The sequence below is a fragment of the Actinophytocola sp. genome (assembly GCF_036002505.1).
Classification (GTDB): Bacteria; Actinomycetota; Actinomycetes; order Mycobacteriales; family Pseudonocardiaceae; genus DASYTH01.
On record NZ_DASYTH010000322.1, the window covers coordinates 49208 to 76181 of the forward strand.

The following is a 26974-nucleotide window of genomic DNA, read 5'->3' on the forward strand; positions in this document are numbered from 1 at the left end:
CGCGCACCCGGATGTGCCGGGCCGCGCGACCGTGGCACGCCCGGCCCGGCTCATCCGGTACGGTGCCAGCCGTGAAAGCTGTCACGAGACTGGCGCAGCTCATCGGGCGGCAGCCGTGGCTGACCGCGGTCGGACCGCGCATCGTCAATGCGGACATCAGGTTGCAACGCTGGACCGGGGGGCGGATCTCGTTCGGGCGGCTGGCCGGGCTCCGGTCGGTCACCATGACCACGACCGGCCGCCGCACCGGCCAGCCCCGGCTCGCACCCCTGATCGCGATACCGGACGGCGACTGCCTGCTGCTCGTCGCGTCCAACTTCGGCCGGCCCCACCATCCCCACTGGTCGGCCAACCTGATCGCCAACCCGAACGCGACCGCCCAGATCAACGGGCACGACTTCGCGGTCACCGCGACCCTGCTCACGGGCGAGGACCGGGAGCAGGCCTGGAAGACCGTGACCACGTCCTGGCCGGCTTACCACGACTATCAGGCCCGCGCCGCCCGCGAGATCCGAGTCTTCCGCGTCACCCGCCGCTAACCCCGCGAGTTCGACGCTCAAACAACCGAGTTCGACGTTCGGGCAACTGAGTTCGACACTCGAGACCGTCAACCAGCTTCGATGCGCGCCGGGACGTGCTTGTGCCAGGGCGTCGCGGCGAACTCGTCGCGGCGGGCGAGGTCCGTCAGCTCGTTCACCGCGACACCCGTGCGGACCGGGTTGCCGGCGTCGTCCAGGGTGTCCAGCCCGAGGCCGTTCGGCAGCGCGGCATGGCCGGGTTGCATCCGGTCGCTGACCTCCACCAGGGCCTCGGTCCGGCCGCGGCGGGTGATCACGCAGGCCCGGGCGCCGTCGGCGAGACCGAGCCTTTCCGCGTCCTGCGGGGAGATCCGCAGCGCGCCGCCGGTGTCGCGCCGGCGCCACAGTGGATCCCGGATGATCGTGTTCGCGGTGAACGCCCGGCGCTCCCCGGCGGCCAGCACGAACGGGAACTCCTCGGTGGTGTGCCCGGCCGGCGTGGTGTCGAGGTTGGCGAGCACGTCGAGCAGCTCCGGGATCTCCAGCGGGATGCGCTTGTCCGGATGGCTGACGTAGTGCCAGGAGCCGTCCGGGTCGTCCAGCGTGAACGTCACACCGGAGCGCCCGGCCAGGATCGCGTCGAACAGCGCCTCGCCGTCGGCGTGCCCGGCCCGGCGCACCGCGTCCGGGTTCCGCTGCGCCACCTGGTGTGCGGACGCCCAGAGCACCGCGGCCGACGCCGCACCGTCCGGAAGGGACGGACCGAGCACCTCGTAGAGCACGTACGCGGCGAGTCCGGCGATCCGCCGGTCGGCCATCGCACCGAACATCGCGGCCATGAACTCCTTGCGCCCCAACGCGAGCGCGGCGCGGAGCGGCTCGAGGTCGGCCTCGGTCACGACGCCCAGCGCGCGGATGATCCGCGCGTAGATCTCCGGCTCGGCGAGCGTGCCGGGCAGCGGGTCGAGCACCGGGGCGCGCAGGTGGAAGGTGTTGCGCGGGAACTCCAGCGTGAAGAACGTGGCCTCCCACTTCTCGTACTGGCTGGCCGCGGGGAGGACGTAGTCGGCGTGCCGGGCGGTTTCGGTGAGCGCCACGTCGATCACGACGACGAGGTCCAGCGCGCCGAGCGCGGTGCGGAACGTGCCGGAGTCGGCCAGCGAGTGCACCGGGTTCGACGACTCGATGATCATCGCGCGCTGCCGGTCCGGGTGCTCGGTGAGGATCTCCTCAGCGATCACGTTGCACGGCACCAGGCCGCCGAAGATCGGGGTCTTGGTCACCGGCGTGGTCCGCACATTGGTCTCGTACCGGGCGATCGGCGCCATCCAGGAGTGCAGCTGCATCGCGCCGGGCTTGGCGAAGTTCCCGGTGAGCAGCCACACCAGCTTCTCCAGGTACGAGCACAGCGTGCTGTTGGGCGCCTGCTGGATGCCGAGGTCCTCGAAGAACGACACGCTGCCGGCCGTCCCGATTCTCCGTGCGGTGTCCCGGATCCGCTCCTCCGGCACCCCGCACGCGGCCGCATACCCGGCGATCGGGACCTCCGCGCACGCGGCCAGCACCGCCCCGGCGCCGGTGGTGCGCTCGGCCAGGAACGCGTGGTCGACGAGATCCTCGGTGACCAGCACGCCCAGAATCGCCGCCAGGCACCAGGCGTCCGTGCCCGGCTTCACCTGCAGGTGGATGTCGGCAAGGTCCGCGGTCTCGGTCCGCACCGGGTCGATGACGATCAGTGTCCGATGTGGATCGCGGGCGATCTCCTTCAGCACCACCCGGGCACGCGGGAAACTGTGCGACTGCCACGGGTTCTTGCCGAGGAACACGGCCACCTCGGCGTGCTCGAACCCGCCGCGCACGTGCCCGCCGTAGAGGTGCGCGTCGACCCACCCCTCACCCATCTTCTCCTGCGCCAGCGCGCTCGACCGGTACCGCGCCCCGAGCGCCCGCAGCAGCGCGCCGCTGTACGCCCCGCCGAGGTGGTTCCCCTGACCGCCCCCGCCGTAGAAGAAGATCTTGTCCCCACCGTAGGTGTCCCGAACCCGCGCGAGCTTCGCCGCGATCTCGGCGATCGCGGTGTCCCACCCGATCTCCTCGAACGTCCCGTCCGCCCGCCGCCGCAGCGGCGACGTCAGCCGATCCCGCCCGTTCTGGTAGTGATCAAGCCGGTGCGCCTTGTTGCAGGTGTATCCCGCCGACGCCGGATGCTCCTTGTCCCCCCGGATCCGCTCGAACCGCCGCCCCTCGACCCCGATCTCGATGCCGCAGTTGCACTCACACAGGATGCACGCCGACTTCCGCCACTCCATGCCACCACCGGCCTATGTCGGGTTCGTGATCTGACTATGACGGCCAACATAATCTATGCTCAGTGCGTGGCACAACCGCAGAACCCGCGCGACCGGATGGTGTCCAGCGCCATGCACCTGTTCCGCCAGCACGGCGTCGCCGCGACCGCCCTGTCCGACGTCGTCGAGCACAGCGGCGCCCCGCGCGGCTCCCTCTACCACTACTTCCCCGACGGCAAGGCCCAGCTCGCCGAGGAGGCCACCGCCCTCGGCGGCCGCCTGATGGGCAAGACGATCAGCAAATGGATGGCCGCGAAGGGCCCCGCCGGGACGGTCGAGGCCCTCATCGACCTCTACCGGGACCAGTTGCGCGCCAGCGACTTCACCATCGGCTGCCCGGTAGTGGCCGGCGCCCTCGAAGGCGGCGAATCCCCCGGCGCCCGCGCGATCGCCGGCGAGGCCTTCACCTCCTGGGAGTCCACCCTCGCGGGCGCCCTCTGGCAGCACGGCATCCCCGCCCAGCGCGCGGACACCCTGGCCGCCATGATCGTCTGCTCCATCGAGGGCGCCATCATCGTGGCCAAAGCGCAGCGAAGCACCCGTCCCCTCGACCGCGTGGGCGAGGAGTTGGATGCTCTGCTGCGCTCGGCGCTATGACGTTCGGTATACCTATTCGTAGATCTCGCCCTGCTCGGCCTTCTTCACCAGCGACTCGGGCGGCTGGAAGTGGTCGCCGTAGCGCTCGGCCAGCTCACGGGCGCGAGCCACGAAGCCGGCGAGCCCGCCGGGGTAGCCGTTGATGTACTGGATCACGCCGCCGGTCCACGGCGGGAAGCCGATACCCATGATGGAGCCGATGTTGGCGTCCGGCACCGAGCGGAGGACGCCCTCGTCGAAGCACTTCACCGTCTCGAGGGCCTCGGCGAAGAGCATGCGCTCCTTCATGTCCTCGAACGGGATCTCGTGGCCCGGCTTGTGGAAGTGCTCGTACAAGCCGTCCCAGAGGCCGGTGCGGTTACCGTCCACATAGGAGTAGAAACCGGCACCGGTGGAGCGGCCCTTGCGGTCGAACTCCTCGACGAGGCGGTCCACGACGGAGTACGAGCCGTGCTCGGGGAACGTGCCGCCGGCGGCCTCGACCGCGGCCTTGGTCTCCTTGCGGATCTTCTGGGGGAGGGTGAGGGTGAGCTCGTCCATCAGCTGCAGCGGCGGCGCGGGATAGCCGGCCTGGGAGCCGGCCTGCTCGATGGACGCCGGGTTGAGGCCCTCGCCGACCATGGCGATGGCCTCGTTGAGGAACGTGCCGATCACCCGGCTGGTGAAGAACCCGCGGCTGTCGTTGACCACGATCGGGGTCTTGTTGATCTGCTGCGCCACGTCGAACGCCCGGGCCAGTGCCACGTCGCTGGTCCGCTCGCCGACGATGATCTCCAGCAGCGGCATCTTGTCGACCGGGGAGAAGAAGTGCAGGCCGATGAAGTCCTCCTGCCGCTGCACGCCCTCGGCGAGGCCGGTGATCGGCAGCGTGGACGTGTTCGAGGCGAGCAGTGCGTCCGGCGCCACGACGCCCTCGATCTCGGCGAACACCTTGTGCTTGAGCTCCTGGCTCTCGAACACCGCCTCGATCACCAGGTCGCAGCCCGCCAGGTCCTCGGCCTGCTCGGTCGGCGTGATCAGGGCGAGCAGCGCGTCGCCCTTCTCCCGGGTGGTCTTCCCGCGGGAAACGGCTTTCTCGGTGAGCTTGACCGAGTAGTCCTTGCCTTTCTCTGCCGCGGCAAGGGAGACGTCCTTGAGCACGACCTCCATGCCCGCCCGGGCGCAGACGTAGGCGATGCCGGCGCCCATCATCCCGGCGCCGAGCACGCCGACCTTGCGCGCGTTCCACTTCTCGAACCCCTCCGGCCGCGAGCCGCCGGAGTTGATGTGCTGCAGGTCGAAGAAGAACGCCTTGATCATGTTCTTGGCCACCTGCCCGGTGACCAGCTCGACCAGGTAGCGCGACTCGATGGTCAGTGCGGTGTCCACGTCCACCTGGGCGCCCTCGATGGCCGCGGCCAGGATCGCCTTGGGCGCCGGCATGTTCGTGCCCTTGAGCTGCTTGCGCAGGTTCGCCGGGAACGCCGGCAGGTTCGCCGCGAACGACGGGCTGGACGGCGAGCCACCGGGGATCTTGAAGCCCTTGACGTCCCAGGGCTGAACCGGCGCCGGGTTGGCCTTGATCCACTCCTTGGCCCTCGGCACCAACTCGTCCACAGTGGACACGACGTCGTCGATCAGGCCGAGCTCCTTGGCGGCCTTCGGCTTGTGCTGCTGTCCCTGCAGCAGCACGGACAGCAGCGCGGTCTGGATACCGAGCATGCGCACCGTGCGGGTGACCCCGCCGGCGCCGGGCAGCAGGCCGAGGGTGACCTCGGGCGTGCCCAGCACGCAGCCCTTGACGTCGGCGGCGATCCGGTGGTGGCAGGCCAGCGTGATCTCCAGGCCGCCGCCGAGCGCCGCGCCGTTGATGGCCGCGACCACCGGCTTGCCCAGCTTCTCCAGCCGGCGGAACTGCGCCTTGATCTCGGTGATCCGCTCGAAGACCTGCGGCGCGTGCTCCCGCTGCGCCTGGATCAGGTCGTTGAGGTCGCCGCCGGCGAAGAACGTCTTCTTGGCCGAGGTGATCACCACGCCGGTGATGCCGTCCCGCTCCGCCTCCAACCGGTCCACAGTGGACCCCATGGACGCGAGGTAGGCGGCGTTCATGGTGTTCGCCGACTGCTCCGGGTCGTCCAGGGTCAGCACGACGATCCCGTCGTCACCCTGTTCCCAGCGGATGGTGTTGCGCTCGCTCATGAGAGTTGAGGCTCCTTCAGTTTCGATTGGTCGCTCCCGCTCGGCCGCAGCTGATGTCGGCTTCCTCCGTGCGCTGCTCGGCGCTCGTTCCTCGCACCTGCGCTGCTCCTTCGGAAAGCCGACATCGCGGTCTCACGTCCGCTCCTTCAGACTCGCTCGATCAGGGTGGCAACGCCCATGCCGCCGCCGATGCACGCCGTCACGACGGCCGTGCGCGCCTCGCGCCGCTCCAGCTCGTCGACCATGGTGCCCAGCAGCATCGCTCCGGTGGCACCGAGCGGGTGGCCCATGGCGATCGCGCCACCGTTGACGTTGAGCTTGTCGTCGGGAATCTGCAGCGCCTGCTGATAGTTGAGCACGGCGGAGGCGAACGCCTCGTTCATCTCGAACAGATCCACGTCGTCGACGCTCAAACCCGTGCGCGCCAGCAGCTTCTCGGTGGCCGGGACCGGACCGGTGAGCATGATCGTGGTGTCGGCACCGGAGGTCGCGGTGGCCACGACCCGCGCTCGCGGGGTCAGCCCGAGGTCCTTGCCCACCTGCTCGCTGCCGACCAGCACGAGTGCGGCGCCGTCCACGATCCCCGACGAGTTGCCGGCGTGGTGCACGTGGTTGATCTTCTCCACCCAGTGGTACTTCTGCAGCGCTACCGCGTCGAACCCGCCCATCTCGGCGATCGCGGCGAAGGACGACGGGAGCTTGCCCAGCGAGTCCACAGTGGACTCAGGGCGCATGTGCTCGTCGTGGTCGAGCACGGTGATCCCGTTCTGGTCCACCACCGGGATCACCGATTTGGCGAAGTAGCCGCCGGCCCACGCCTTGGCCGCGCGCTCCTGGGACTGGACGGCGTAGGCGTCCACGTCCTCCCGCGAGTAGCCCCGGATCGTGGCGATCAGGTCCGCGGAGATGCCCTGCGGCACGAAGTAGGTGTCGTAGTTCGTGACCGGGTCCATCGCCCACGCGCCGCCGTCCGAGCCCATCTTCACCCGGGACATCGACTCCACACCGCCGCCGATCACTAGCTCGTCCCAGCCGGCGCGGACCTTCTGGGCGGCCATGTTGACCGCCTCCAGCCCGGACGCGCAGAACCGGTTGAGCTGCACGCCGCCGACCGTGGCCGGCATGCCGGCCAGGATCGCCGCGGTCTTGGCGATGTCCATGCCCTGATCGCCGATCGGGGACACCACCCCGAGCAGGATGTCGGAGATCCGGTCCTCGTCCAGGGTCGGGTTGCGCTTGCGCAGTTCGTCGATCAGGCCGACGACCAGCGAGATCGGCTTCGTGCCGTGCAGCGAGCCGGTGTTCTTGCCGCGGCCGCGGGGCGTGCGGATCGCGTCGTAGATGAAGGCTTCCGAAGGCGATACAGCCACGTTGATGTCCTCTCGCGCGCTAATCCTCATTAACATCGTGGCACGTATTCGCTGGTTGTCAACGGATGCGCGGTCACCTAGCGTGTTAGACGTGCCTCACAGGACGTCGCCGCGGAAAGCCGCGCTCGCCGAGGCGGCGGCCGAGCTGTTCGGCCGGCGCGGCTACCACGCGGTGAGCGTGAACGACATCGCGTGCGCCGCCGGCGTCACCGGCCCGGCCGTGTACCGGCATTTCGGCAGCAAGCAGGACGTGCTGGCGCATGTCCTGCTCACCGGCCTGGAGGTTTTCGGCCAGGCTACCGACGAGGCCCTTGCCGGCGCTCAAGCGGCGGACGAGGCGCTGCGCAGGATGCTCGAGGCGGTCGCCGCGCTCGCCGTGGAGCGCCGGGAGATCACCGCGCTCTGGCGGTGGCAGGGCGGGCATCTACCGAAACCCGACCGCACCACGATCCGGCGGGCCGGTGCGCGGATCATGGACCGCTGGGCGGTGGCGCTGCGCGCGACCCGGCCCGCGCTCGCTCCGGAGCACGCGGAGCTGCTCTGCTGGGCGGCGCTCAGCGTGTTCGGCAGCGTGGCGGTGCATCACCTCAGCCTGCCGCGGAAGCGCTTCGAATCGCTGCTCGCCGCGCTCGCCGCCGCGGTGCTCTCCCACACGGTCGAGGCCGCGGCCGCGCCGGTGGTGAACGGGGCCGGTGGGCTGGCCTGGCTGGCGCCGGCGTCGCGCCGGGAGAAGCTGCTGAGCGCGGCCACCCGGCTGTTCCGCGAGCGCGGATACCACGCCGTGAGCATGGAGGACATCGGTGGGGCCGCGGGCATCGCGGGCCCGAGCATCTACCGGTACTTCGCCGGCAAGGCGGACATCCTGGTGGCCGCCGGGTACCGGATGGCGGACCGGCTGCGGCTGGACGCGGAGCGGGCGCTGGGCGAGGCCGACGGCCCCGGCAACGCGCTGGACCGGCTCGTTCGGTCCTATGTGGACACCGTGCTGCGGTCGGACAACCTGCTGGCGGTGTTCACCACCGAGTCGGTCGCCATGGCCGAGCGGGACGCCAAGGAGCTGCTCCGGATGCAGCGCGCCTACGTGGCGGAGTGGGTGCGGCTGCTGGGTGCCACTGCCCCGGCGCTGGCCGAGCGGGAGGCCCGGATCACCGTGCACGCGGCGCTGACCATCGTCAACGACCTCACCCGCACGCCGCGCCTGGCCGCCCGGCCGGGGATCGCGGCGGAGCTGGTGGAGCTGGCGCGGGCGGTGTTGCGGGCCGGTGCGGAGTGGCCGGGGTGACATGCCCTGAAGGCCGCCTTCGGGACGTTGGACGTCCCGAAGGCGGCCTTCAGGGCACTTCCCACCCGGTGCGGCGGGCCCATTCCTCCATCCGCGGGTACACCTCGGCGAACCAGGGCTCCTTGGCCTCGGCGTACCGGATCGTGCGCTCGTCCGCCGCGAACTTCCTGGCCAGGTCCCGTTTCAGCGCCGCGTACTCGTCCCGGATGGACTCCTCGGCCCGCAGCCAGTCGCGGAACAGCAGGGCGAACCGCCAGCCGGGTGAGCCGTGCGCGCGGACGTGCAGGTTCACCGGACGGCCCGGATCGGCCCCGTTGTAATAGCGCTTCCGCCACAGCGCGGGGTCGCCGGCGCCGTGCGGCTGGTCGTCGGCGATGCCCGGGCGGAACACGAACCCCGCCTCGGTGAGCGGCGCGGCAAGCGGGTCCGAATCGTCCACAGTGGCCACAGTGAGCTGGAGGTCGATCACGTCCTTGGCCGGCAGCCCGGGTATCGCGGTGGAGCCGACGTGGTCGACGCGCAGCGCCCGCTCCCCCGCCGCGCGCCGGATCCGGGCGGCGAGGCGCTCGGCCTGGGCCGGCCAGGTCGGATCGGGCTCGTACAACCGGGGCGAGCCGTAGCCGGCCTTGCGGTGCAACCGCACGTTCGACTCGTAGCGCACCAGGCGGTCGGCCCAGAGCGCGTCCACCGCCGCGAGGATCTCGTCGAGCGCGCCGGCGTTGTCCAGCCACACGTCGGCGGCGGCGCGGCGGGCCTCCGCGGTGGCCTGCGCGGCGACCCGGGCCCGAACGTCCACTTCGGACATTCCGCGCTCGGTGACCAGGCGGTGCACCCGGACGTCCTCCGGCGCATCCACCACGATCACCAGGTGATAGTTGGGCGCGAGGCCGTTCTCCACCAGCAGCGGCACGTCGTGCACGACGACGGCGTCGGGCGGGGCTGCCGCCATGAGCTCCGCGGTCCGGGCGCCGACCCGGGGGTGCACGATGGCGTTGAGCCGGGCGCGGGCGCCGGGATCGTTGAACACGGTGCCCGCCAGCGCCGCCCGGTCCAGGCTCCCGTCCGGGGTGACCATGCCGGCGCCGAACGCCGCGACGATCTCAGCCAGCCCGGGCGTGCCGGGCTCGACCACCTCGCGGGCCAGTAGGTCGGAGTCGATCAGGACGGCGCCATGCTCGGCCAGCCGACCGGCCACAGTGGACTTGCCGGACCCGATCCCACCGGTGAGCCCCACGCGCAGCATGCCGGCATTGTCGCAGCGGGGTCCGCTCACCGAGTGTGGCGGGGTCTTAGCCATGCAAGGGGGGTCTGGGGCTTGTCCCCAGAAAGAACCGTCTCCACTGTTATCGGTGGGGCTGGTGACACGCCGGGGGCTTGCGAGGTTTTCCGAGCTTGATCGCCTAGGGTGCCCGCACGGGGCAAGGACGCGGAGGGCGGAGTGGTTCGCACGGGCGGGCACGCGGGACGGCACCGGCTTGGCACGCCGGGGCTCAGGCACTGCATCGAGCACAGAGCGGTCGCAACAGCACTCGTCGAGTACCGGCGCAACTGGTGGAGCGCGATCCTCGTCCCCGCCAGACACACCCTCGCCGGCCTCCGCCGCCGCGCCGCCACCGCAGCGGCCGAGCGCGCCTGGGCCCCGGCGGTCCGCCTCTCCGAGATTTGATGGGTTGGGCGCGCAGCCTCACCGAGGTGTGAGGGCGCGTTCGGCGATGTGGGAGAGGGCGTTGGCGGCGCGGTCTTCGGGGAGCAGGTCGGGGATCACCGTGATCACGACGGTGGTCCGGCCGCGGGAGGCGACCAGCATGCGCTTGGCGCCGAGGAGCAGGACGCCCTGGCCCGGGCCGACCGGGACCTGGGAGGACTTGGCGCCGGCCTCGCGCTCGGTCTCGATGGTGCTGGCCAGGCGGCGCTGCGCGGCGGTCTCGTCGGTGTAGGTGGCCAGGCCGATGGTGACCACCGCGGCGGTTACCGGCTGGCCGTCCGGCACGCCGTAGTAGCAGTCGAGCCGCGCGGTGCGGCCGATCTTGGGCTCGGGCACGCCGACGATCGGCAGGGTCTGCCCGGTCACCGCCGCGTTGAGGATCTCGGTGATCTCGCCGAGCGTGGCCAGCCCGCCGCAGGTCTTCGGCACCTCCTTGGCCGCACTCGACGACACCGGCGCCGACGAGCTGACCGCGGGCACATTCGGCCGGGCCGCCGGCGGCTCCGCCGAGCACCCCGCCACCACCAACGCGGCCAGCGCCGTGATCACCATGCGCACCCCTCCACGGTAAGCCCTCACCCCACGAGTTCGACGTTCCAGCACGCGAGTCGCACGTTCCAGCACGCGAGTCCCCACTTCAGGCGCCCGAGTTCAGCGTTCGGGAGCGTGAGTTCATAGTTCGGAACCGGGAACTCAGGTGCCGGAACCGGGAACTCAGGTGCCGGAATCGGGGACTCGTGTGCTGGAATCGGGGACTCGCGTGCGAAAGCCCCGCGGCTTGGGGCCGCGGGGCTTTCGGGATGGTTGGGGTTACTGGCCGCCGGAGAGCTTCTCGCGGAGGGCGGCCAGTTGCTCGTCGCTGGCGAGGGTGCCGCCGCTCTTGGCCGCGGTCTCGCTGCTGCTGGAGGAGTACTCGCCGTCCACGGCGTCGTCGTCGCCAGCGCCCGCGGCGCTGGCTTCGGCGGCCTCGGCCGCGGCGGCCCGGACCTGCTTCATGTGCTGCTCGTAGCGCAGGTGCGCCTCGGCGTACTGGCGCTCCCACTCCTCACGCTGCTTGTCGAAGCCTTCCTGCCACTCCTGGGTGTCCGGGTCGAAGCCCTCGGGGTAGATGTAGTTGCCCTCGGCGTCGTACTCGGCGGCCATGCCGTACTGGGTGGGGTCGAACTCCGTGTCCGGCGTGACGCCCTCGTTGGCCTGCTTGAGCGACAGCGAGATCCGCCGCCGCTCGAGGTCGATGTCGATCACCTTGACCATGACCTCGTTGCCGACCTGCACGACCTGCTCGGGAATCTCCACGTGCCGCTCGGCCAGCTCGGAGATGTGCACCAGACCCTCGATGCCCTCGTCCACCCGGACGAACGCGCCGAACGGCACCAGCTTGGTGACCTTGCCCGGCACGATCTGCCCGATCGCGTGGGTGCGCGCGAACTGGCGCCACGGGTCCTCCTGCGTCGCCTTGAGCGACAAGGAAACCCGCTCGCGCTCCATGTCCACGTCGAGCACCTCGACGGTGACCTCCTGGCCCACCTCGACCACCTCGGACGGGTGATCGATGTGCTTCCAGGACAGCTCGGACACGTGCACCAGGCCGTCCACCCCACCGAGGTCGACGAACGCGCCGAAGTTGACAATCGAGGAGACCACGCCCTTGCGGACCTGGCCCTTCTGCAGCTGGTTGAGGAACTCGCTGCGTACCTCGGACTGCGTCTGCTCCAGCCACGCCCGGCGGGACAGCACCACGTTGTTGCGGTTCTTGTCCAGCTCGATGATCTTGGCCTCGAGCTCGCGCCCGACGTAGGGCTGCAGGTCGCGCACCCGGCGCATCTCCACCAGCGACGCGGGCAGGAACCCACGCAGCCCGATGTCCAGGATCAGGCCACCCTTGACCACCTCGATGACGGTGCCCTTGACCGGCTCGTCGGCCTCCTTGAGACCCTCGATCGCGCCCCACGCCCGCTCGTACTGCGCGCGTTTCTTGGACAGGATCAGCCGGCCCTCCTTGTCCTCCTTCTGGAGAACCAGGGCTTCGACCTCATCACCGACGCTCACCACATCGGCGGGATCGACGTCATGTTTGATCGACAACTCGCGCGAGGGGATCACACCCTCGGTCTTGTAGCCGATGTCGAGCAGGACCTCGTCACGGTCAACCTTGACGATGGTCCCCTCGACGATGTCGCCATCGTTGAAGTACTTGATGGTCTTGTCGATGGCGGCGAGGAAGTCCTCACCCGTCCCGACGTCGTTGACGGCAACCTGCTGCCTCGTTGCGGTGCCGGACGGGACGGTTGTGGTATCGGTGGACATCAGGTGGGTAGCTCCGATAGGGATTGGGGTCTGGGGGCTTGCCCCCAGAGTTCGCTGTGGGTTGGGATCTGGAGTTCTTGTCACGCGGCGGAGAAAGTTCGCCCACAATCAGCAAACGCCGCGCGACCGCTCTTGATTCCCAGCACGGCGAACCCACGGCAGCACGAAACCACTGCGCGGCGGTATCCTACGCGGCCACGCGAGGGCGCGGCAAACCCAGGGTACGGAGCACGCCCCCGACCGGCTATAACGGTCACCGTGCAGAACGACCTCGGCAAACCACCCTCCGCGCTGTGGCAGTCACCGGCGGAGCGCGCGCTCGGCACGGCGGGGATTGCGCGCCGGCAGGCCGACTCGGCCGAGACGGTGGCGGCCAACACCGCGTGGTGGGACGCCTACGCCGAGGAGTACCACGCCGAGCACGGCGAGTTCCTCGGCGTGGCGGACTTCGTCTGGTGTCCCGAGGGCCTGCGCGAGGAGGACGCCGGGCTGCTCGGTGACGTCGACGGGCGCGCGGTGCTCGAGGTCGGCTGCGGCTCCGCGCCGTGCGCCCGCTGGCTCACCACCCACGGCGCGCACGTCGTCGGGCTGGACCTGTCCACGGCCATGTTGCGCTACGCCACCGCGGCCGGCGAGCTGACCGGCATCGAGGTGCCGCTGGTGCGCGGCAACGCCGAACGACTCCCGTTCGCCACAGGTTCCTTCGACCTGGCCTGCTCGGCGTTCGGCGCGGTGCCGTTCGTGGCCGACGTGGCCGCGGTGTTCGGCGAGGTGGCCCGGGTGCTGCGGCCGGGCGGGCGCTGGGTGTTCGCGGTGACCCACCCGATCAGGTGGATCTTCCCGGACGACCCCGGGCCGGACGGCCTACGGGTCACCAGCTCCTACTTCGACCGCACGCCCTACCTCGAGGTGGACGCCGGGGGCCAGGCCACCTACGCCGAGCACCACCGCACGTTCGGCGACTTCGTCCGCGCCCTCACCGCCGCCGGCCTGAACCTGCGGGACGTGATCGAACCGGAATGGCCCGAAGGCCATACCCGCGAGTGGGGCCAGTGGAGCCCGCTGCGCGGCGCCCTCTTCCCCGGCACCGCGATCTTCGTGTGCGACAAGCCGGAGCCCGTAACGTGATCGGCCGCCGGTGTCTGCGCGCCGAGCAGCGCAGGGAGCGAGGAACGAGCGACCGAGCAGCGCAGGCGTGCAGACACCGGATCCAGAGGCCGATCACCGCGCGAGCGGAGCGAGCGCAATGAACAGAGTGGCGGATCTGTTGCTGCAGGCGCAGTCCGCCCGGTTCGCCGGTCTCGATCCGCTGCTGCCGGTGGCGACCCAGCCGCCGGAGGGGGACGTGATCACCGCGGCGCTGCGCGACGGCGAGCGGGTGGCCGGCGTGGTGGTCCGCACGGCGCATCCGCCGGGCTCGGTCGGCACGCTGTGGTCGGCGCTGGACGTGTGGGAGCTGCACCCGTTGCTGGGCCTGGCCGGCGGCCGCGCGATGGACCCGTTGCTGCGGCAGTGGCGGCGGATCATGGCGCGGGGCACGGTCGGCGCCGACTCGGCGTGCGTGGTGACCTGGCCGACCCGGGACGCCGAGGCCACGAGGGCGTTGCTGGACCACGGTTTCGTGCCGCTGTCGGCGATCGCGGTGCGGACCGGCAAGGAGGGTGCGCCGGACCTGCCCGCGTCCGCGCTGACCGTCCGGCGGGCCACCCGGGTCGACGCCGAGATCGTGGTCCAGCTCGAGCTGGCGGAACTGGAGTACTCGGCGCTGGTCGGCGGCGCGATCACCCGGCCGGAGGCGGCGGAGATCAAGCGCGCCTCGGTGGCCCGGCACCTCGAGCATGACGACCCGGTGTGGCTGGCCGAGCGGGACGGGCTGACCGTGGGCATGGCGCAGTGCTGGCTGACCGACGCGGAACCCGGCTCCTGGACGGCGATCCGGCTGCCACCCGGGCGCTGGGGTTACGTCAACTGCCTGTCCGTCCTGCCCGGCGAGCGCGGCGCGGGCGTGGGCCGGACGCTCATGGCCGTGGCCCACCGGGAGCTCGAGCGGCGCGGCGCGGTCGGCACTTTTCTCTACTACCACCCGCCGAATCCGCTCTCCTCGGTGTTCTGGGCCCGGCAGGGCTACCGTCCACTGTGGACGACTTGGGAGGTCCGGCCGGCCAGCGCCCTGCGCTGACCCGTGTCCATGGACTGGCAAGTCTTCCGGCCAGAGCGCACCATGGGTGAGGTAAGGGTCTCGATTCCGCAACAGGTGCGCGGAATCGCAGGCCCGCTGGAACCTTTCGGGGGTGGCGCCGTTGCGCGGTCGCGACTGGGAACTGGGCGTCAAGCCGCGCCGGCGCATGCTGGTCGGCTCCATCACCGCCGTGCTGCTGGCCGGTGCGGCCATCCCACTGCTGCGCACCCAGCTCGGCCCCGTCGCCGAGGAGCAGCCGCCGGCGCCCGCCCCGCCGATTCCGCGGGGCACGCTGCCGTCGTGGCTGCCCAGCGGCCCGGGGACGTTCACCTACAACGTCCGCTGGGCCGACCGGGATCACGCCTACGCCATCCGCGGAAACTGCGCGACGACCAACGGCACCACCGACTGCGGCGCACAGCTGCTGGCCACCGAGGACGCCGCGCACTGGGAGCCGCGAACCCTGCCGGCGCCCGACGGCAAGGCCGAGTCCGGCCTGCTGCAGCAACTCTATGTGTTGGGGCAGGAGAAGGTCGTCGTCGAGGCACCGCGGGAACGCTGGTACAGCGACGATGGCGGGCGCTCCTGGCGCAAGGTGCCGATCGAGCGCGGGTTGTCGGTCGAGGCCATCCCTGAAGGCGGGGTGCTCGAGCCGCAGTGCGCGGTGGTCACCACGGTGTGCCGCCGGCTCGGCCGGCTCCTGGTGATGCTGCCCGACTCCGGCCGGTCCGCGGCGCTGGCGAACCCGCCGCCGCTGCAGCAGGTGTCGCCGGGCACCGTGCCGGCCGGGGACGGCGCCTGGTGGGTCTCCGGGCTGGACCCGGCCACCGGCCGTCCGGCGACCGCGGTGTCCCGGGACGCCGGCCGCAGCTGGACGGTCGGCGCCCTGCCGGCCTTCGACGGCACGCCCTACGGTGGGCTCTCGATCACCGCCACCTCGGGAGCGGCCTACGCCACCGCGATCACCCGCACGCCGGACGGCGGCACCTGGCTGCTCGCGATCTTCCGCAGCACCGACGGCGGCCGAACCTGGGAGCGCACCTGGCAGGCGTCCGGCTCCCGGGAACCGCGCAGCATCAACGGGGTCGTGGTGGCCGCGGCGGACGGCAAGCTGATCGTGGCCACCCAGTCCGGAACCACCTATGTCAGCACCGACGGCGGCCGGACCTTCCAGTGGAACCGCGACCTCCTCGGCCACGTGGAATGGAACCGCGGCGGCTACTTCGTCAGCAACACCTATCCGTCCACTGTGTACACCTGGTCCCTTGACGGGGTCTACTGGCTGCGCTACACGGTTACCTGAGCAAAGGCGGGCGGAACTCGCCGACATGGTGCACCGCGGGCGAGCGGCCGGCGAGGGCACGGCGGACGGCGTCCATGACACCGGCGACGGTCTCGGTGTGGGTGAGCCAGCGGGTGCGGCCGGCCTGGCGGACGTAGCCGAGCACCACCTGCTGAGTCGGGTGGTCGGGGAGGACCGGGTCCGGGCAGCCGTCGATGGGGTTGGCCGAGGCGCTGCCGTGCACCTCGACCACCGGGGCGCCGGGGGCCAGCAGCGGCGCGACCGCGCGCAGCACGGAGGGGCGGGCGGTGCTGCGCACCCAGGCGACGAGCAGGTCGGCCTTGCCGTCGAGGGCCTTGTCCGCGCGGGCGGCCAGCTCCTTCGGGGCCGACCAGTCGGCCTGCACCCAGAGCGACTTGCGGTCGCCGTTGCCGGCCTCGTCCGGGATCGGGGCGTAGCGGCGGCTCGGCACGACCACGTGCCAGCCCTCCCGGACCAGCGCGGCCACGCAGCCGGCCAGCATTCCCGTGCCGCCGATGACCAGCGCTCGCCGGGTCATGCACCCTCCGCTCGCCGAGGCGATGAAGCCGTCAGGGTACTCGCTCCGAGCGGAGGGTGATCCCCTTGACCGATCAGCCCCTAGGTTGGGTGAGGCTGAACCAGTTGCCCGAGTCGTCGCGGAACACCGCCTCGATGCCGTACGGGCGCTCGGCCGGCTCGGACAGGAACGCCACGCCGCGCTCGGACAGCTCGCGGAACGTCTTGTGGCAGTCGTCGGTGTTGAACACCGCGGCGCCGAGCGCGCCCTTCGCCACCAGGGCGCGCACCTCCTCGGCGGTCTGCTCGTCGTGGCCCATCCGGCAGTCGGCCAGGGTGATCTGCACGTCGGGCTGGTCCGGCGGCCCGACGGTGAGCCAGCGGAACCCCTTGCCGCCGCCCTCGAACCCCTCCCCCATGTCGATGTCGAACCGCACCTCGAAGCCCAGCTTCTCGGTGTAGAACGCCTTCGCCGCGTCCTGATCCAGTACGTACAGGCAGACATGCGACATCCTGGTGATCATCTCGTCCTCCACTCGTCCTATCCGATGTGGACGTCACGCTATGAGGACCCGTGACCCGCCGCCTTGTCCTCGATTGCTGTGCCGGGTCTGCTCCACGCCATCACGAAGCATCCCGGTATGGGCGGCGGCCCGCCACGCTCGACCACGCGGCGCCGGTACACCGCGGGGCTGCAGCCCACCAGCTCGGTGAACCGGCGGATGAACGAGCTGAGGCTGGAAAACCCCACCAGCATGCACACCTCGGTGACGGTGAGGTTCGCCGCCGCGAGCAGATCCTTCGCCCGCTCAACCCGTCTGCGCGACAGGTAGACACCGGGCGTCTCCCCGAACGCGGCGCGGAACTCGCGCGCGAAGTGGTACCGGGAGAACCCCGCCGCCGCGGCCATCGCGTCGAGGTCGAGCGGCTCGGCGAACCGCGCGTCCATGAGGTCCCGCGCCTTGCGGAGGTGCACGAGCACCTCGACAAGGAGCGGAGTGACCCGCTTAGGGGGGTCCGGGGGGCGGAGCCCCGCCGGCCGGGGGTCTGGGGGCTTGGCCCCCAGAGAACACAGATCAGGCCGGCCCCGGCGAGCGCTTTCCGCGAGCACAGTTCACCCCTACCGCCGGCCTAGTGCGCCGCATCGTTCCAGCTCCGCCCGAAGCCCACCGAGACGTCCAACGGCACATCCAACGCGTACGCCCCGCCCATCTCCTTGCGTACCAGGGCTTCCGCGGCCGCGTGCTCGCCCTCGGCGACCTCGAGGACGAGCTCGTCGTGGACCTGGAGGAGCATCCGGGTGCGCAGGCCGGCGGCTTTCAGCTCGCGGTGCACGCCGAGCATGGCGACCTTGATGATGTCCGCGGCGCTGCCCTGGATCGGGGCGTTGAGCGCCATCCGCTCGGCCATCTCGCGGCGCTGGCGGTTGTCCGAGGTGAGGTCCGGCAGGTAGCGGCGGCGGCCGAAGATCGTCTCGGTGTAGCCGTCCTTGCGCGCCTGCGCGACCACTGACTGCAGGTAGTCGCGGACGCCGCCGAACCGGGCGAAGTACTCGTCCATCAGCTCACGGGCCTCCTCGGTGGAGATCCGCAGCTGCTGGGACAGGCCGAACGCGGACAGGCCGTACGCCAGGCCGTAGTTCATCGCCTTGATCTTGGCCCGCTGCGCGCCGGTGACTTCCGTCGGGTCACAGGAGAACACCCGGGCCGCGGTGGCGGCGTGGAAGTCGAAGCCGGAGTTGAACGCCTCGATCAGCGCCGTGTCGGCGGACAGGTGCGCCATGATCCGCATCTCGATCTGGCTGTAGTCCGCGGTCATCAGCTCGGCGTAATCCTTGCCGACGATGAACGTGTCGCGGATGGTGCGGCCCTCGTCGGTGCGGATCGGCACGTTCTGCAGATTCGGCTCGGTGGAGGACAGCCGGCCGGTGGCCGCGATGGTCTGGCTGTAGGTGGTGCGGATCCGGCCGTCGTCGGCCACCGACTTGATCAGGCCCTCGACCGTGATCTTGAGCCGGGTGGCGTCCCGGTGCTCCAGCATGTGCGCCAGGAACGGATGCTCGGTCTGCTCGTACAGGCTGGTCAGCGCGTCGGCGTCGGTGGTGTAGCCGGTCTTGGTGCGCTTGGTCTTCGGCATCTTCAGCTCGTCGAACAGCACCACCTGCAGCTGCTTGGGCGAGCCGAGGTTGATCTCCTTGCCGATGATCGCGAAGGCCTCCTGCTCGGCCTGCTTCACCCGCGCCCCGAAGTGCGCGTCCAGCGAAGCCAGGAGATCCGCGTCGACCGCGATGCCGGCCGCCTCCAGCTCGGCCAGCACCTCCAGCAGCGGCAGCTCCATCTCCACCAGCAGCCGCGCGCCGCCGGTGCGCTCCAGCTCCACGTCCAGCGCGTCGGCCAGCTCCGCGATCGCCCGCGCCTTGACGATCTCCCCGGAGGCGAGCTGCGCGTCGTCGCCCTCCACGCCGTCCAAAAGGGACAGTTGGCGCTCCTCGGGCTGCTCCTCCACCCGCAGTTCCCGCTTGAGGTAGCGCAGCACCAGATCATCGAGGCTGAACGAGCGCTGGCCCGGCCGGACCAGGTACGCGGCGAGCTGGGTGTCGGCGGCCAGACCGCGCAGCGTCCAGCCGCGGTGCCGGACCGCGTGCAGCGAGCGCTTCACGTCGTAGGTGAGCTTCGGTTGCTTCTCGTCCGCGAGCCACGCCACCAGCGCGCGCTCGTCCTCCTCGATGAGCTCGCCGGCGTCGATGAACACGCCACCGCCGTCCACCCCGGCGATGGCCACCGTGCGCAGCTCCACCGCCTCGCTCGCCACGCCGGTCGGGGTGTAGCGGAAGCAGACGCCGAGCCGCTGCCCGTTTCGCTCGGCCAGCCAGCCCTTCAGCTCGCCGGGCTGCAGCAGGCCGCCGCTGACCTCGAAGCCCTCCTCGGCCTCCGGCTCGACGCTGGTGTGCTCGGCGAACAGCCGCTCGCGCAGCACCCGGAACTCCAGCTCGTCGAACAGCCGGTGCACGGCGTCCCGGTCCCACGGCCGCTTCGCCAGGTCGTTAGGCCCGACCTCCAGCTCCACGTCCTTGACCAGCTCCGTGAGCTGCCGGTTGAGCAGCACGTTGGACAGGTTGGTGCGCAACGCGTCGCCGGCCTTGCCCTTGACCTCGTCCACCCGGTCGACCAGCTCGCCCAGCGTGCCGAACTCGTTGATCCACTTGGCGATGGTCTTCTCCCCCACGCCGGGGATCTTCGGCAGGTTGTCCGACGGGTCGCCGCGCATCGCCGCGAAGTCCGGGTACTGGGTCGGCGTGACCCCGTACTTCTCCAGCACCGTCGGCGGGTCGAGCCGCCACATCTCGGACACGCCCCGGCTCGGGTACAGCAGCGTGACGTTCTCGTTGACGAGCTGGATGGCGTCCCGGTCGCCGCTGCAGATGAGCACCCGGAACCCGGCGGCGACGGCCTGCGTGGTGAGCGTGGCGATCAGGTCGTCGGCCTCGTAGTTGTCCTTGGACAGGAACGGCAGGCAGAGCGCGCGCAGCACCTCCTCGATGAGCGAGACCTGGCCCTTGAACTCGTCCGGGGTGCTGCTGCGGCCGGCCTTGTACTCGGCGTAGGCCTCGCTGCGGAACGTCTTGCGGGACACGTCGAAGGCGACCGCGATGTGCGTGGGCTGCTCGTCGCGGAGCAGGTTGATCAGCATCGAGGTGAACCCGTAGACCGCGTTGGTGTGCTGGCCGGTCTGCGTGGAGAAGTTCTCCTTGGGCAGCGCGTAGAACGCCCGGTACGCCATCGAATGGCCGTCCACGAGCAGCAGCAGGCGTTGATCGGCGCTGGTACCGGGCTTGGCAGTCACGAGGCGAGTCTAGGGTGAGGCACCGACACTCGGAGGAGGGACCTTGACCGCGCAGTTTCCCGGGATCCGGCCGGACATCGCCGACCAGCTGCTGCCCACGAAGATGGGCATCGAGATCACCGAGTGGTCGGCGGAGCGTGTGGTCGGCACCATGCCGGTCAAGGGCAACCTCCAGCCCTACGGCCTCCTGCACGGCGGCGCGAACGCGGTGCTCGCCGAGACCATCGGCTCGGTCTGTGCCGCCCTGAGCGTCGGGCTCGACCGCGCCACGCTCGGGCTGGAGCTCTCCTGCACGCACCACCGCGCCGCGACCGAGGGCGTGGTCACCGGGGTGGCGACGCCGATCCACGCCGGGCGCAGCACGGCGACGGTGGAGATCGTGATCACCGACGAGCAGGGCCGCCGCACCTGCACGGCGCGGCTGACCTGCATCGTCCGCGACCGGCCGCCGGGGCCGTAATGCGATGAAGGGGGCCTTCCTCACCTCCAGCGTGAGAAAGGCCCCCTTCATCGCACTTCACGCCTCGCCGAGATACGCCGCCCGCACCCGCTGATCCGCCAGCAGGTCGTGCCCCGAACCCTCGAGCGTGGACTGGCCCAGGTCGATCACGTAGCCGCGATCCGCCAGGGCCAGTGCCGCCAGGGCGTTCTGCTCCACCAGCAGGATCGTGGTGCCCTGCGACTGCAGCTCGCTGATGGTGTCGAAGATGCGCTGGGTCATGATCGGCGAGAGGCCCATGGAGGGCTCGTCGAGCATCAGCAGGCGCGGCTTGGACATCATCGCGCGGCCGATGGCGAGCATCTGCTGCTCGCCGCCGGAGAACAGGCCGGCCTTCTGGTGCCGTCGCTCGCCCAGGACCGGGAACAGGGTGAACACCCGCTGCATGTCGGCGTCGACCTCGTTGTCCCGCCGGGCATACGCACCGAGAAGGAGGTTCTCCGCGACGGTCATCCGGGCGAAGATCCGCCGGCCCTCCGGGCTCTGCGCGATGCCCCGGCTGAGGATCTCGTGCGCCGGGAGCTTCGCGATCGACGCGCCCTCGAACAGGATGTCGCCGGCGCGCGGCCGCAGCAGGCCGGAGATCGTGCGCAGGATCGTGGTCTTGCCGGCGCCGTTCGCCCCGATGAGGCAGACGATCTGGCCCAGCTCCACGGAGAACGAGACGTTGCGGACCGCCTCGATCGCGCCGTAGGCGACGCTGAGCTCCCGGACCTCCAGCAACGGAGTCATCAGCCGTCCTCCCTACCGTGCTCGGCCGCCGCGGCACGCACCTCGGCCTCCACCTCTTCCCGTGGCTTGCCGAGGTAGGCCTCGATCACCCGGGGATCGTCGCGGACCGTCTCAGGGGTCCCCTCCACCAGCAGCTCACCCTGCACCAGCACGGCGACCTGGTCGCACAGGCCGAAGATGAACTTGGTGTCGTGCTCGATCACCACGGCCGCGACGCCGGTGTCGCGGATCTGGAAGATCAGGTGCCGGGTGGCGTCGGTCTCCTGCGGGTTCATCCCCGCGGTCGGCTCGTCCAGCAGCAGCACCTTGGGATCGGTGGCCAGCGCCCGGGCGATCTCCAGCCGGCGCTGGTCGCCGTAGGGCAGGTTGCGCGCGACCTCACCCTCCATTTTGGACAGACCGACGAACGCCAGCAGCTCCCGGGACCGCTCCCGGGCCTCCCGCTCCACCCGGCGGAACACCGGCCCGTGCAGCAGTGAGGCGATCGGCCCCTGGCGCATCCGGCAGTGCCGGCCCACCAGCACGTTCTCCAGCACCGTCATGTTCGGGAACAGCCGGATGTTCTGGAACGTGCGGGCGATCCCGGCGATCGTGACCGCGGCCGGGTCGCCGGTCAGCGGCACCCCGTGCAGCACCACCTCACCCCGGGTCGGCGTGTACAACCCGGTGAGGCAGTTGAAGAACGTGGTCTTGCCGGCCCCGTTCGGACCGATCAGCCCGAAGATCTGCCCGTGGTGCAACGTCAGCGACACGTCGTTGAGCGCGGTCAGCCCACCGAAGATCATCGTGACGCCGCGCGCCTCGAGTACCGGGTACCCGACGCCCACCGGCTCGACCAACTCGGCGGTCATGAGGGGTTCTCCTTCGCAGTCGCCCCGACGGCGGCCTCCTCGGCGAGCTCGTGCTCGGCCACGAGCTCCTCCTCCAGCTCCTCGATGGACTTGCCCTCGGCGGTCTCCCCGGCGAACTCCGCGCGACGCACCCGGTCGGGCACCAGGCCCTGCGGCCGGAACCGCATGATGAACACCAGGGCCAGACCGAAGATCATCAGCCGGTAGTCCGCGAACTCCCGGAGCCGCTCCGGCAGCACGAACAGCAGCGAGGCACCCAGCACCGCACCGGGAATCGTGCCCATGCCGCCCAGGATCACGGCGGCCAGCAGGGTCACCGACTCGATGAACGTGAACTGGTCGTAGGAGGCCTGGCTGAACTTGTGCGCGAAGATCGCCCCAGCCACCCCGGCCAGGGTCGCCCCGACCAGGAACGCCAGGATCTTGATCTTGCCGGTCTTGATGCCCATGGCCCGGGCGGCGTCCTCGTCCTCCCGGATGGCGATCCAGGCCCGCCCGATCCGGCTGCTCTTGAGGTTGGCGAAGATCGCCATCACCGCGGCCACCACGAGCACGATCAGGAAGTAGTACAGCACCCCGGCCGGCAGCTCCACGCTGCCGACGGTGATCGAGTCGCTGAACGCGGTGCCGCCGATCTCCAGCTGCGGGATGCCGGGGATCGCGTTCGCCCCGCCGGTCAGCCCGCCGATGTTGTTCTGCGCGGACTTGCGGAAGATCTCCCCGAACGCCAGCGTCACGATCGCCAGGTAGTCACCGCGCACCCGCAGCGTCGGCGAGCCGACCACCGCGCCGAACACGCCGGCGATCACCGCGGCGATCACCGCCACGATCGGGAACGGCAGGGTGACGCCGAGCTTCGAGGCGGTCGCGCCGGACAGGTTCGCCGCGACGAACGCGCCGATCCCCATGAACGCGACGTAACCGAGGTCGAGCAGCCCGGCCAGACCCACCACGATGTTGAGCCCGATCGCGGTGACCGCGTAGACGCCGATGGTGACCGAGACGGTCATCCAGTACTCGCTGTCCGCCTTGGTCAGCGGCAGCGCCAGCGCGCACAGCACGAGCACCACGATCGAGAAGGCCCGGTGTCCCTCGGACAGCGCCGAGACCCACCGGGTGACGCCCAGCCCGTGCAGGGCACCGAGCAGACCCCCGGCCATACCGAGGAAGGCCACGAACACCGGCCCGGCGTGCGGGTTGGACGCACCGCCGGTGCCCCCGGCGGTGAGCGTCAGCGAGACCAGGTACAGCACCCCGGCGAATGCGACCGCCAGCACCAGCCAGGCCAGCGGTCGCGGCAGATCGGTGCGCCACTGCGGAATCTCGCCGATCCCCGCCGCGGTGGCGCCGAGGATCAGCAGCAGCCCGCCGGCGATCCCGACGATGCCGCCTAAGGCCGTCGCCCCGTCCGCCGCGGTGACCGCGCCGAGCCCGCCGCCGCGCTGGGCGATGAAGAAGGTGGTGATCAGGGCGACCGCCAGACCGCCCCAGCCGAGCGCCCGCAACACCCGGCCGCGGCCGGGAATCCGGGTGACGAACGTGACGACCAGGGCGGCGACACCGAACCACAGCAGATGCGCCCGGTACCCGCCGACCTCGAACGGCGCGTCGAAGAACTGCAGCGTGGCCTTCTCCGGGTACGGCGCGTCGTTGAGGATGAACGTCGCCCAGGGCAGCAGCGAACCGGCGATGAGCAGCACCGCGCCCAGCGCGGAGAGCGGGACAGCGAGCCGCGGCCGGGTCGAGGTGAACCCCGCGCCGCGCCGGATCGCCTGGACAGCGTTGCTCATGCGCGTACCCTTTCGGCCTCGCCGAACAGGCCCTGCGGCCGGAACACCAGCACCAGGATCAGCACCAGGAAGATCCACACGTAGTCGTAGGACGACCCGCCGGGCAGGTACTGGCCGCCCAAGGTCTTGATCAGCCCGATGATGAACGCGCCGATCACCGCGCCGCGCAGGTTGCCGATGCCGCCGAGGACCGCGGCGGTGAACGCGAAGATGCCGTTCTGGAAGCCGATCGAGTTGTCCACGTTGGTGATGTACGACCCGTAGAGCACGCCGCCGACGCCGGCGAGCGCGGCGCCGAGGATGAACGTCAGCACGATCACCCGGTCCGGGTTGACGCCCATGAGCCGGGCGGTGTCCGGGTCCTGCGAGATGGCCCGCATCGCCCGGCCCATCCGGGACCGGCTCACGTACTGGGTCAGCAGCACGGACAGCACGATGGAGACCGCGATCAGCAGAACGCCGGAGGCGGACACCGAGATGTCCCCGATCCGGACCTGCGCGTCGATGAACACCAAGGGGAACGGCTGGGCCGAGTCGGCGTTGGGGAACCACACCCGGATCGCTTCCTGCAGGAAGAACGACACGCCGATGGCGGTGATCAGCGGGGCCAGCCGGGGCGCGTTGCGCAGCGGGCGGTACGCGAACCGCTCCATGATCACCGCGATGACCACGGCCACGATCACGCCGCCCAGCAGCATCAACGGCAGGGCCAGGTACCACTGGGACTTGATCCCCGACGGCAGGATCCACCGGAACGTGGCCAGCCCGCCGAACGTCCCGACCATGAACACTTCACCATGCGCGAAGTTGATCAGCTGAATGATGCCGTACACCATCGTGTAGCCCAGCGCGATCAGACCGATGGTCGCGCCCAACACGAGGCCGTTGGCGATCTGCTGCAACAGCGTCGTCACGTATTACTTACCTCCGGTACGCAACGGGGGCGGGCGGCAGAGCGCCCACCCCCGTTGGGTCAGTGAACCGTTCGGTCAGCCGGTCGTCTCGACCGCGGACCACTTGCCGCTCGACACCTGGTAGACGGTCAGCACCTTGTTCGTGCTGTCGCCGTACTGGTCGAACGCGATCTCACCGGTGGCCCCGCCGGACTTGTACTTGCCCACGTTGGTCAGCAGGTCGGCGCGCTTGCTGTCGCTCCAGTCGCCGCCGTTGAGCGTGGTGGCCAGCGAACCGATGATCGCGTTGGCCGCGTCGTAGGAGAACGCACCGTAGGCGCTGAAGCCCTCCTTGTAGTTCTTCGCCTTGTACGCCTCGACGAACGCCTTAGCGCTGTCCAGCGACTCGGTGGGAGCGCCGACCGAGGTGGCCAGGTCGCCGTCCTTGCCGCCGAGCTCGATGAACTTGTCGTCGAAGATGCCGTCGCCGCCCATCACCGGGATGTTGATGCCGGCGTTCTTGAGCTGCTTGGACAGCGGGCCGGCCTGCGGGTACTGGCCACCGAAGAACAGCGCGTCCGGGTTGGTCGGCTTGATCTTGGCGATGACGCCGGAGAAGTCGGTGTCCTTCTCGCCCACCTTCTCCCGGGTGACGACCTTGGCACCGTTCTTCTGGGCCTGCTTGGTGACCTCGTCGGCGAGGCCCTCACCGTAGGTCAGGCCGTCGGTGACGATCGCGATGGCCTTCTTGCCGGCCTTCTTCGTCAGGTAGTCCGCGGCCGTCGGGCCCTGCAGCGAGTCCACCGTGCAGGTGCGGAAGTAGGTGTCGAACTGCCGCTTCGGGGCGGTCGCGAAGTCCTTGCCCTTGGTCAGCGTGTCGTTGGTGTTGGCGGGCGAGATCTGCAGGATCTTCTTCTGCGCCAGGATGGGCTGCACGCTCTGCGCGACCGAGGAGTTCAGCGTGCCGACCACGCCCACCACGTTGGGGTCGGTGGACAGCTTGGTCGCCGCCTGGGCGCCCAGCGTCGGGTTCTTCTGGTCGTCCTGCGCGTCCACGGCCAGCTTGTAGCCCTTGACGGCGCACTTCTCGTTGGCCTGGTCGACCGCGAGGCGGGTCGAGTTCTCGATGCCCTTCCCCAGCGCGGACAGCTCACCGGTCAGCGGGGAGATGACCCCGACCACGAGGGTGCCTTTGCTCTGATCACACGAGGCCTGACCGCCGCCACCACCGCCCGACTCGGTCTTGTTTGTGCCACAAGCTGCGAGCACCAATGCGCCAGCAGCGACCAGCACCGCGGCCTTCGCCGTCTGGTTTCGCACGTCACGTCCCTTCATCGCGTCTCCGCGCCTTCGTCCGAACAATGCGGGTAAGCATGCCGGACCCCGCCCTCGTCCCTGTCAGAGGGCTGGGCCGGAACGTAGTAACCAATGCAGGGCGAGTCACGCCCCAGCCCCCCTCGTGACCAGACTGCAACGAAATTGACCCACGGCCGTCCGCAGTCCGGACAACTGGGCCGATTCCGTTACGTAGTGGGGCGATCTCACTTAGGCAACAGCCGGCCCACCAGGTAGAGCCGGCTCCTAGGCTTTCGAACGTGCCGATTCGAACCCGCCTGCTGGTGTGGGTGGGTGGCCTGGCGCTGGTGGCCGGGGCGGTGATCCTGCTGCGCACGACCGACGGTCAGCCGGCGCCGCCGCCCGCGCCGCAACCCGACGCGGTCGCGCCCCCGGTGCGGATCAACCAGTACGCCGCGGCCAACCTGGTGGTACCGCAGCCCGGCGAGCGCCCCGGCGTGCCGGCCGGGCTGGTCGCCGCGCCCGCGCCCGGCCGGCTGCTGGTGTCCTGGGACGACGGCCGGCCCGGCGGAGTCTCGGTGGCGGGGGCGGTTGGTTACGACGTGCGCTGGGCGCAGCTGCCGGACGGGCCTGCGCAGGCCCGGCTGGTGATCGCGCCGGACACCGAGCTGGACGGGCTCGTCGACGGCCGGCGCTGCCGGGTCGAGGTGCGCGCCGTGGACGCGTTCGGCCGGCGGTCCGCACCCGCCGCGACCACCGGCGTCCCG

The 26974-nt window shown here is 70.5% G+C and carries 23 protein-coding genes and 1 pseudogene; 9 read left to right on the forward strand and 15 right to left on the reverse strand.

Annotated features, from left to right (window positions below; all coding sequences use genetic code 11):
* Positions 1-71: 71 nt before the first annotated feature.
* A complete protein-coding gene (locus VGR06_RS28200) occupies positions 72-539 on the forward strand; it encodes a nitroreductase family deazaflavin-dependent oxidoreductase (protein WP_327562172.1) in 468 nt (155 codons plus the stop codon).
* Between the two features lie 68 nt (positions 540-607).
* Here VGR06_RS28200 and VGR06_RS28205 read toward each other — a convergent pair whose 3' ends face one another.
* Complete coding sequence (locus VGR06_RS28205) at positions 608-2827, reverse strand: molybdopterin-dependent oxidoreductase (RefSeq protein WP_327562173.1); 2220 nt, start codon at positions 2825-2827, stop codon at positions 608-610.
* A 66-nt stretch (positions 2828-2893) separates the two neighbouring features.
* Here VGR06_RS28205 and VGR06_RS28210 point away from each other — a divergent pair, with 66 nt between their 5' ends.
* Complete coding sequence (locus tag VGR06_RS28210) at positions 2894-3463, forward strand: TetR/AcrR family transcriptional regulator (RefSeq protein ID WP_327562174.1); 570 nt, start codon at positions 2894-2896, stop codon at positions 3461-3463.
* A gap of 12 nt (positions 3464-3475) precedes the next feature.
* Here the strand turns inward: VGR06_RS28210 and VGR06_RS28215 are convergent, their stop codons facing one another.
* The gene (locus VGR06_RS28215) at positions 3476-5641 is read right to left on the reverse strand and encodes a 3-hydroxyacyl-CoA dehydrogenase NAD-binding domain-containing protein (protein ID WP_327562175.1); all 2166 of its coding nucleotides are present in this window, start codon (positions 5639-5641) and stop codon (positions 3476-3478) included.
* Between the two features lie 146 nt (positions 5642-5787).
* Positions 5788-7011 (reverse strand): acetyl-CoA C-acetyltransferase, encoded by a 1224-nt coding sequence (locus VGR06_RS28220; RefSeq protein ID WP_327562176.1) that lies wholly within the window; start codon positions 7009-7011, stop codon positions 5788-5790.
* Positions 7012-7102: 91 nt separating this feature from the next.
* Here VGR06_RS28220 and VGR06_RS28225 point away from each other — a divergent pair, with 91 nt between their 5' ends.
* Complete coding sequence (locus VGR06_RS28225) at positions 7103-8293, forward strand: TetR/AcrR family transcriptional regulator (RefSeq protein WP_327562177.1); 1191 nt, start codon at positions 7103-7105, stop codon at positions 8291-8293.
* Between the two features lie 49 nt (positions 8294-8342).
* Here VGR06_RS28225 and coaE read toward each other — a convergent pair whose 3' ends face one another.
* Entirely contained in the window at positions 8343-9536 is a 1194-nt protein-coding gene (gene coaE / locus VGR06_RS28230) for a dephospho-CoA kinase (protein ID WP_327562178.1), read from the reverse strand.
* A 195-nt stretch (positions 9537-9731) separates the two neighbouring features.
* On the opposite strand from coaE, the gene VGR06_RS28235 reads away from it, so the two are divergent.
* Entirely contained in the window at positions 9732-9959 is a 228-nt protein-coding gene (locus VGR06_RS28235; protein ID WP_327562179.1) for a hypothetical protein, read from the forward strand.
* 18 nt (positions 9960-9977) lie between these two features.
* Here the strand turns inward: VGR06_RS28235 and VGR06_RS28240 are convergent, their stop codons facing one another.
* On the reverse strand, positions 9978-10556 hold the full coding sequence (locus VGR06_RS28240) for a hypothetical protein (RefSeq protein WP_327562180.1): 579 nt from the start codon (positions 10554-10556) through the stop codon (positions 9978-9980).
* Between the two features lie 252 nt (positions 10557-10808).
* Positions 10809-12305: a 30S ribosomal protein S1 gene (gene rpsA, locus VGR06_RS28245; protein ID WP_327562181.1), complete on the reverse strand. Its 1497-nt coding sequence runs from the start codon at positions 12303-12305 to the stop codon at positions 10809-10811.
* A gap of 258 nt (positions 12306-12563) precedes the next feature.
* Here rpsA and VGR06_RS28250 point away from each other — a divergent pair, with 258 nt between their 5' ends.
* From VGR06_RS28250 to VGR06_RS28260, 3 genes are all read left to right on the forward strand, one after another.
* Entirely contained in the window at positions 12564-13433 is an 870-nt protein-coding gene (locus VGR06_RS28250; RefSeq protein ID WP_327562182.1) for a class I SAM-dependent methyltransferase, read from the forward strand.
* 118 nt (positions 13434-13551) lie between these two features.
* Positions 13552-14484, forward strand: coding sequence for a GNAT family N-acetyltransferase (locus tag VGR06_RS28255; RefSeq protein WP_327562183.1), 933 nt, complete (start codon positions 13552-13554; stop codon positions 14482-14484).
* Positions 14485-14596: 112 nt separating this feature from the next.
* On the forward strand, positions 14597-15787 hold the full coding sequence (locus VGR06_RS28260) for a hypothetical protein (RefSeq protein ID WP_327562184.1): 1191 nt from the start codon (positions 14597-14599) through the stop codon (positions 15785-15787).
* Here the strand turns inward: VGR06_RS28260 and VGR06_RS28265 are convergent.
* The 4 genes from VGR06_RS28265 to polA form a co-directional block, all read right to left on the reverse strand.
* Positions 15780-16325: a hypothetical protein gene (locus tag VGR06_RS28265; protein WP_327562185.1), complete on the reverse strand. Its 546-nt coding sequence runs from the start codon at positions 16323-16325 to the stop codon at positions 15780-15782. The two genes, VGR06_RS28260 and VGR06_RS28265, sit on opposite strands and share 8 nt — an antisense overlap.
* 73 nt (positions 16326-16398) lie before the next feature.
* The gene (locus VGR06_RS28270; RefSeq protein WP_327562186.1) at positions 16399-16827 is read right to left on the reverse strand and encodes a VOC family protein; all 429 of its coding nucleotides are present in this window, start codon (positions 16825-16827) and stop codon (positions 16399-16401) included.
* A 38-nt stretch (positions 16828-16865) separates the two neighbouring features.
* A complete protein-coding gene (locus VGR06_RS28275) occupies positions 16866-17252 on the reverse strand; it encodes an AraC family transcriptional regulator (protein ID WP_327562195.1) in 387 nt (128 codons plus the stop codon).
* A 182-nt stretch (positions 17253-17434) separates the two neighbouring features.
* Positions 17435-20083, reverse strand: coding sequence for a DNA polymerase I (polA, locus tag VGR06_RS28280; RefSeq protein WP_414637351.1), 2649 nt, complete (start codon positions 20081-20083; stop codon positions 17435-17437).
* Positions 20084-20249: 166 nt separating this feature from the next.
* Here polA and VGR06_RS28285 point away from each other — a divergent pair, with 166 nt between their 5' ends.
* Positions 20250-20606, forward strand: coding sequence for a hotdog fold thioesterase (locus VGR06_RS28285; protein ID WP_327562196.1), 357 nt, complete (start codon positions 20250-20252; stop codon positions 20604-20606).
* A gap of 57 nt (positions 20607-20663) precedes the next feature.
* Here the strand turns inward: VGR06_RS28285 and VGR06_RS28290 are convergent, their stop codons facing one another.
* The 5 genes from VGR06_RS28290 to VGR06_RS28310 all read right to left on the reverse strand — a co-directional run bounded on the left by VGR06_RS28290 (position 20664) and on the right by VGR06_RS28310 (position 26246).
* Complete coding sequence (locus VGR06_RS28290) at positions 20664-21377, reverse strand: ABC transporter ATP-binding protein (protein WP_327562188.1); 714 nt, start codon at positions 21375-21377, stop codon at positions 20664-20666.
* A complete protein-coding gene (locus tag VGR06_RS28295) occupies positions 21377-22228 on the reverse strand; it encodes an ABC transporter ATP-binding protein (RefSeq protein WP_327562189.1) in 852 nt (283 codons plus the stop codon). Before VGR06_RS28295 ends, VGR06_RS28290 begins: the two co-directional genes overlap by 1 nt.
* Complete coding sequence (locus tag VGR06_RS28300) at positions 22225-24018, reverse strand: branched-chain amino acid ABC transporter permease (RefSeq protein ID WP_327562190.1); 1794 nt, start codon at positions 24016-24018, stop codon at positions 22225-22227. The genes VGR06_RS28295 and VGR06_RS28300 overlap by 4 nt, the downstream gene beginning before the upstream one ends.
* The gene (locus VGR06_RS28305; protein WP_327562191.1) at positions 24015-24932 is read right to left on the reverse strand and encodes a branched-chain amino acid ABC transporter permease; all 918 of its coding nucleotides are present in this window, start codon (positions 24930-24932) and stop codon (positions 24015-24017) included. The genes VGR06_RS28300 and VGR06_RS28305 overlap by 4 nt, the downstream gene beginning before the upstream one ends.
* Before the next feature lie 75 nt (positions 24933-25007).
* Positions 25008-26246 carry a branched-chain amino acid ABC transporter substrate-binding protein gene (locus VGR06_RS28310; protein WP_327562192.1) on the reverse strand — a complete coding sequence of 413 codons (1239 nt, stop codon included), beginning with the start codon at positions 26244-26246 and terminating at the stop codon, positions 25008-25010.
* A 260-nt stretch (positions 26247-26506) separates the two neighbouring features.
* On the opposite strand from VGR06_RS28310, the pseudogene VGR06_RS28315 reads away from it, so the two are divergent.
* Positions 26507-26974: pseudogene (locus tag VGR06_RS28315) on the forward strand (hypothetical protein); the annotation flags it as partial.

What these genes read in the sequence shown, in the direction of transcription:
- VGR06_RS28205 (WP_327562173.1), bottom strand. Translation starts at nt 2,827, where the DNA reads ATGGAGTGGCGGAAGTCGGCGTGCATCCTGTGTGAGTGCAACTGCGGC.
- VGR06_RS28215 (WP_327562175.1), bottom strand. Translation starts at nt 5,641, where the DNA reads ATGAGCGAGCGCAACACCATCCGCTGGGAACAGGGTGACGACGGGATC.
- coaE (WP_327562178.1), bottom strand. Translation starts at nt 9,536, where the DNA reads ATGCTGCGCGTGGGGCTCACCGGTGGGATCGGGTCCGGCAAGTCCACT.
- rpsA (WP_327562181.1), bottom strand. Translation starts at nt 12,305, where the DNA reads ATGTCCACCGATACCACAACCGTCCCGTCCGGCACCGCAACGAGGCAG.
- VGR06_RS28255 (WP_327562183.1), top strand. Translation starts at nt 13,552, where the DNA reads ATGAACAGAGTGGCGGATCTGTTGCTGCAGGCGCAGTCCGCCCGGTTC.
- VGR06_RS28265 (WP_327562185.1), bottom strand. Translation starts at nt 16,325, where the DNA reads ATGACCCGGCGAGCGCTGGTCATCGGCGGCACGGGAATGCTGGCCGGC.
- VGR06_RS28270 (WP_327562186.1), bottom strand. Translation starts at nt 16,827, where the DNA reads ATGATCACCAGGATGTCGCATGTCTGCCTGTACGTACTGGATCAGGAC.
- VGR06_RS28275 (WP_327562195.1), bottom strand. Translation starts at nt 17,252, where the DNA reads ATGGACGCGCGGTTCGCCGAGCCGCTCGACCTCGACGCGATGGCCGCG.
- polA (WP_414637351.1), bottom strand. Translation starts at nt 20,083, where the DNA reads ATGGCGTACCGGGCGTTCTACGCGCTGCCCAAGGAGAACTTCTCCACG.
- VGR06_RS28285 (WP_327562196.1), top strand. Translation starts at nt 20,250, where the DNA reads ATGGGCATCGAGATCACCGAGTGGTCGGCGGAGCGTGTGGTCGGCACC.
- VGR06_RS28290 (WP_327562188.1), bottom strand. Translation starts at nt 21,377, where the DNA reads ATGACTCCGTTGCTGGAGGTCCGGGAGCTCAGCGTCGCCTACGGCGCG.
- VGR06_RS28295 (WP_327562189.1), bottom strand. Translation starts at nt 22,228, where the DNA reads ATGACCGCCGAGTTGGTCGAGCCGGTGGGCGTCGGGTACCCGGTACTC.
- VGR06_RS28300 (WP_327562190.1), bottom strand. Translation starts at nt 24,018, where the DNA reads ATGAGCAACGCTGTCCAGGCGATCCGGCGCGGCGCGGGGTTCACCTCG.
- VGR06_RS28310 (WP_327562192.1), bottom strand. Translation starts at nt 26,246, where the DNA reads ATGAAGGGACGTGACGTGCGAAACCAGACGGCGAAGGCCGCGGTGCTG.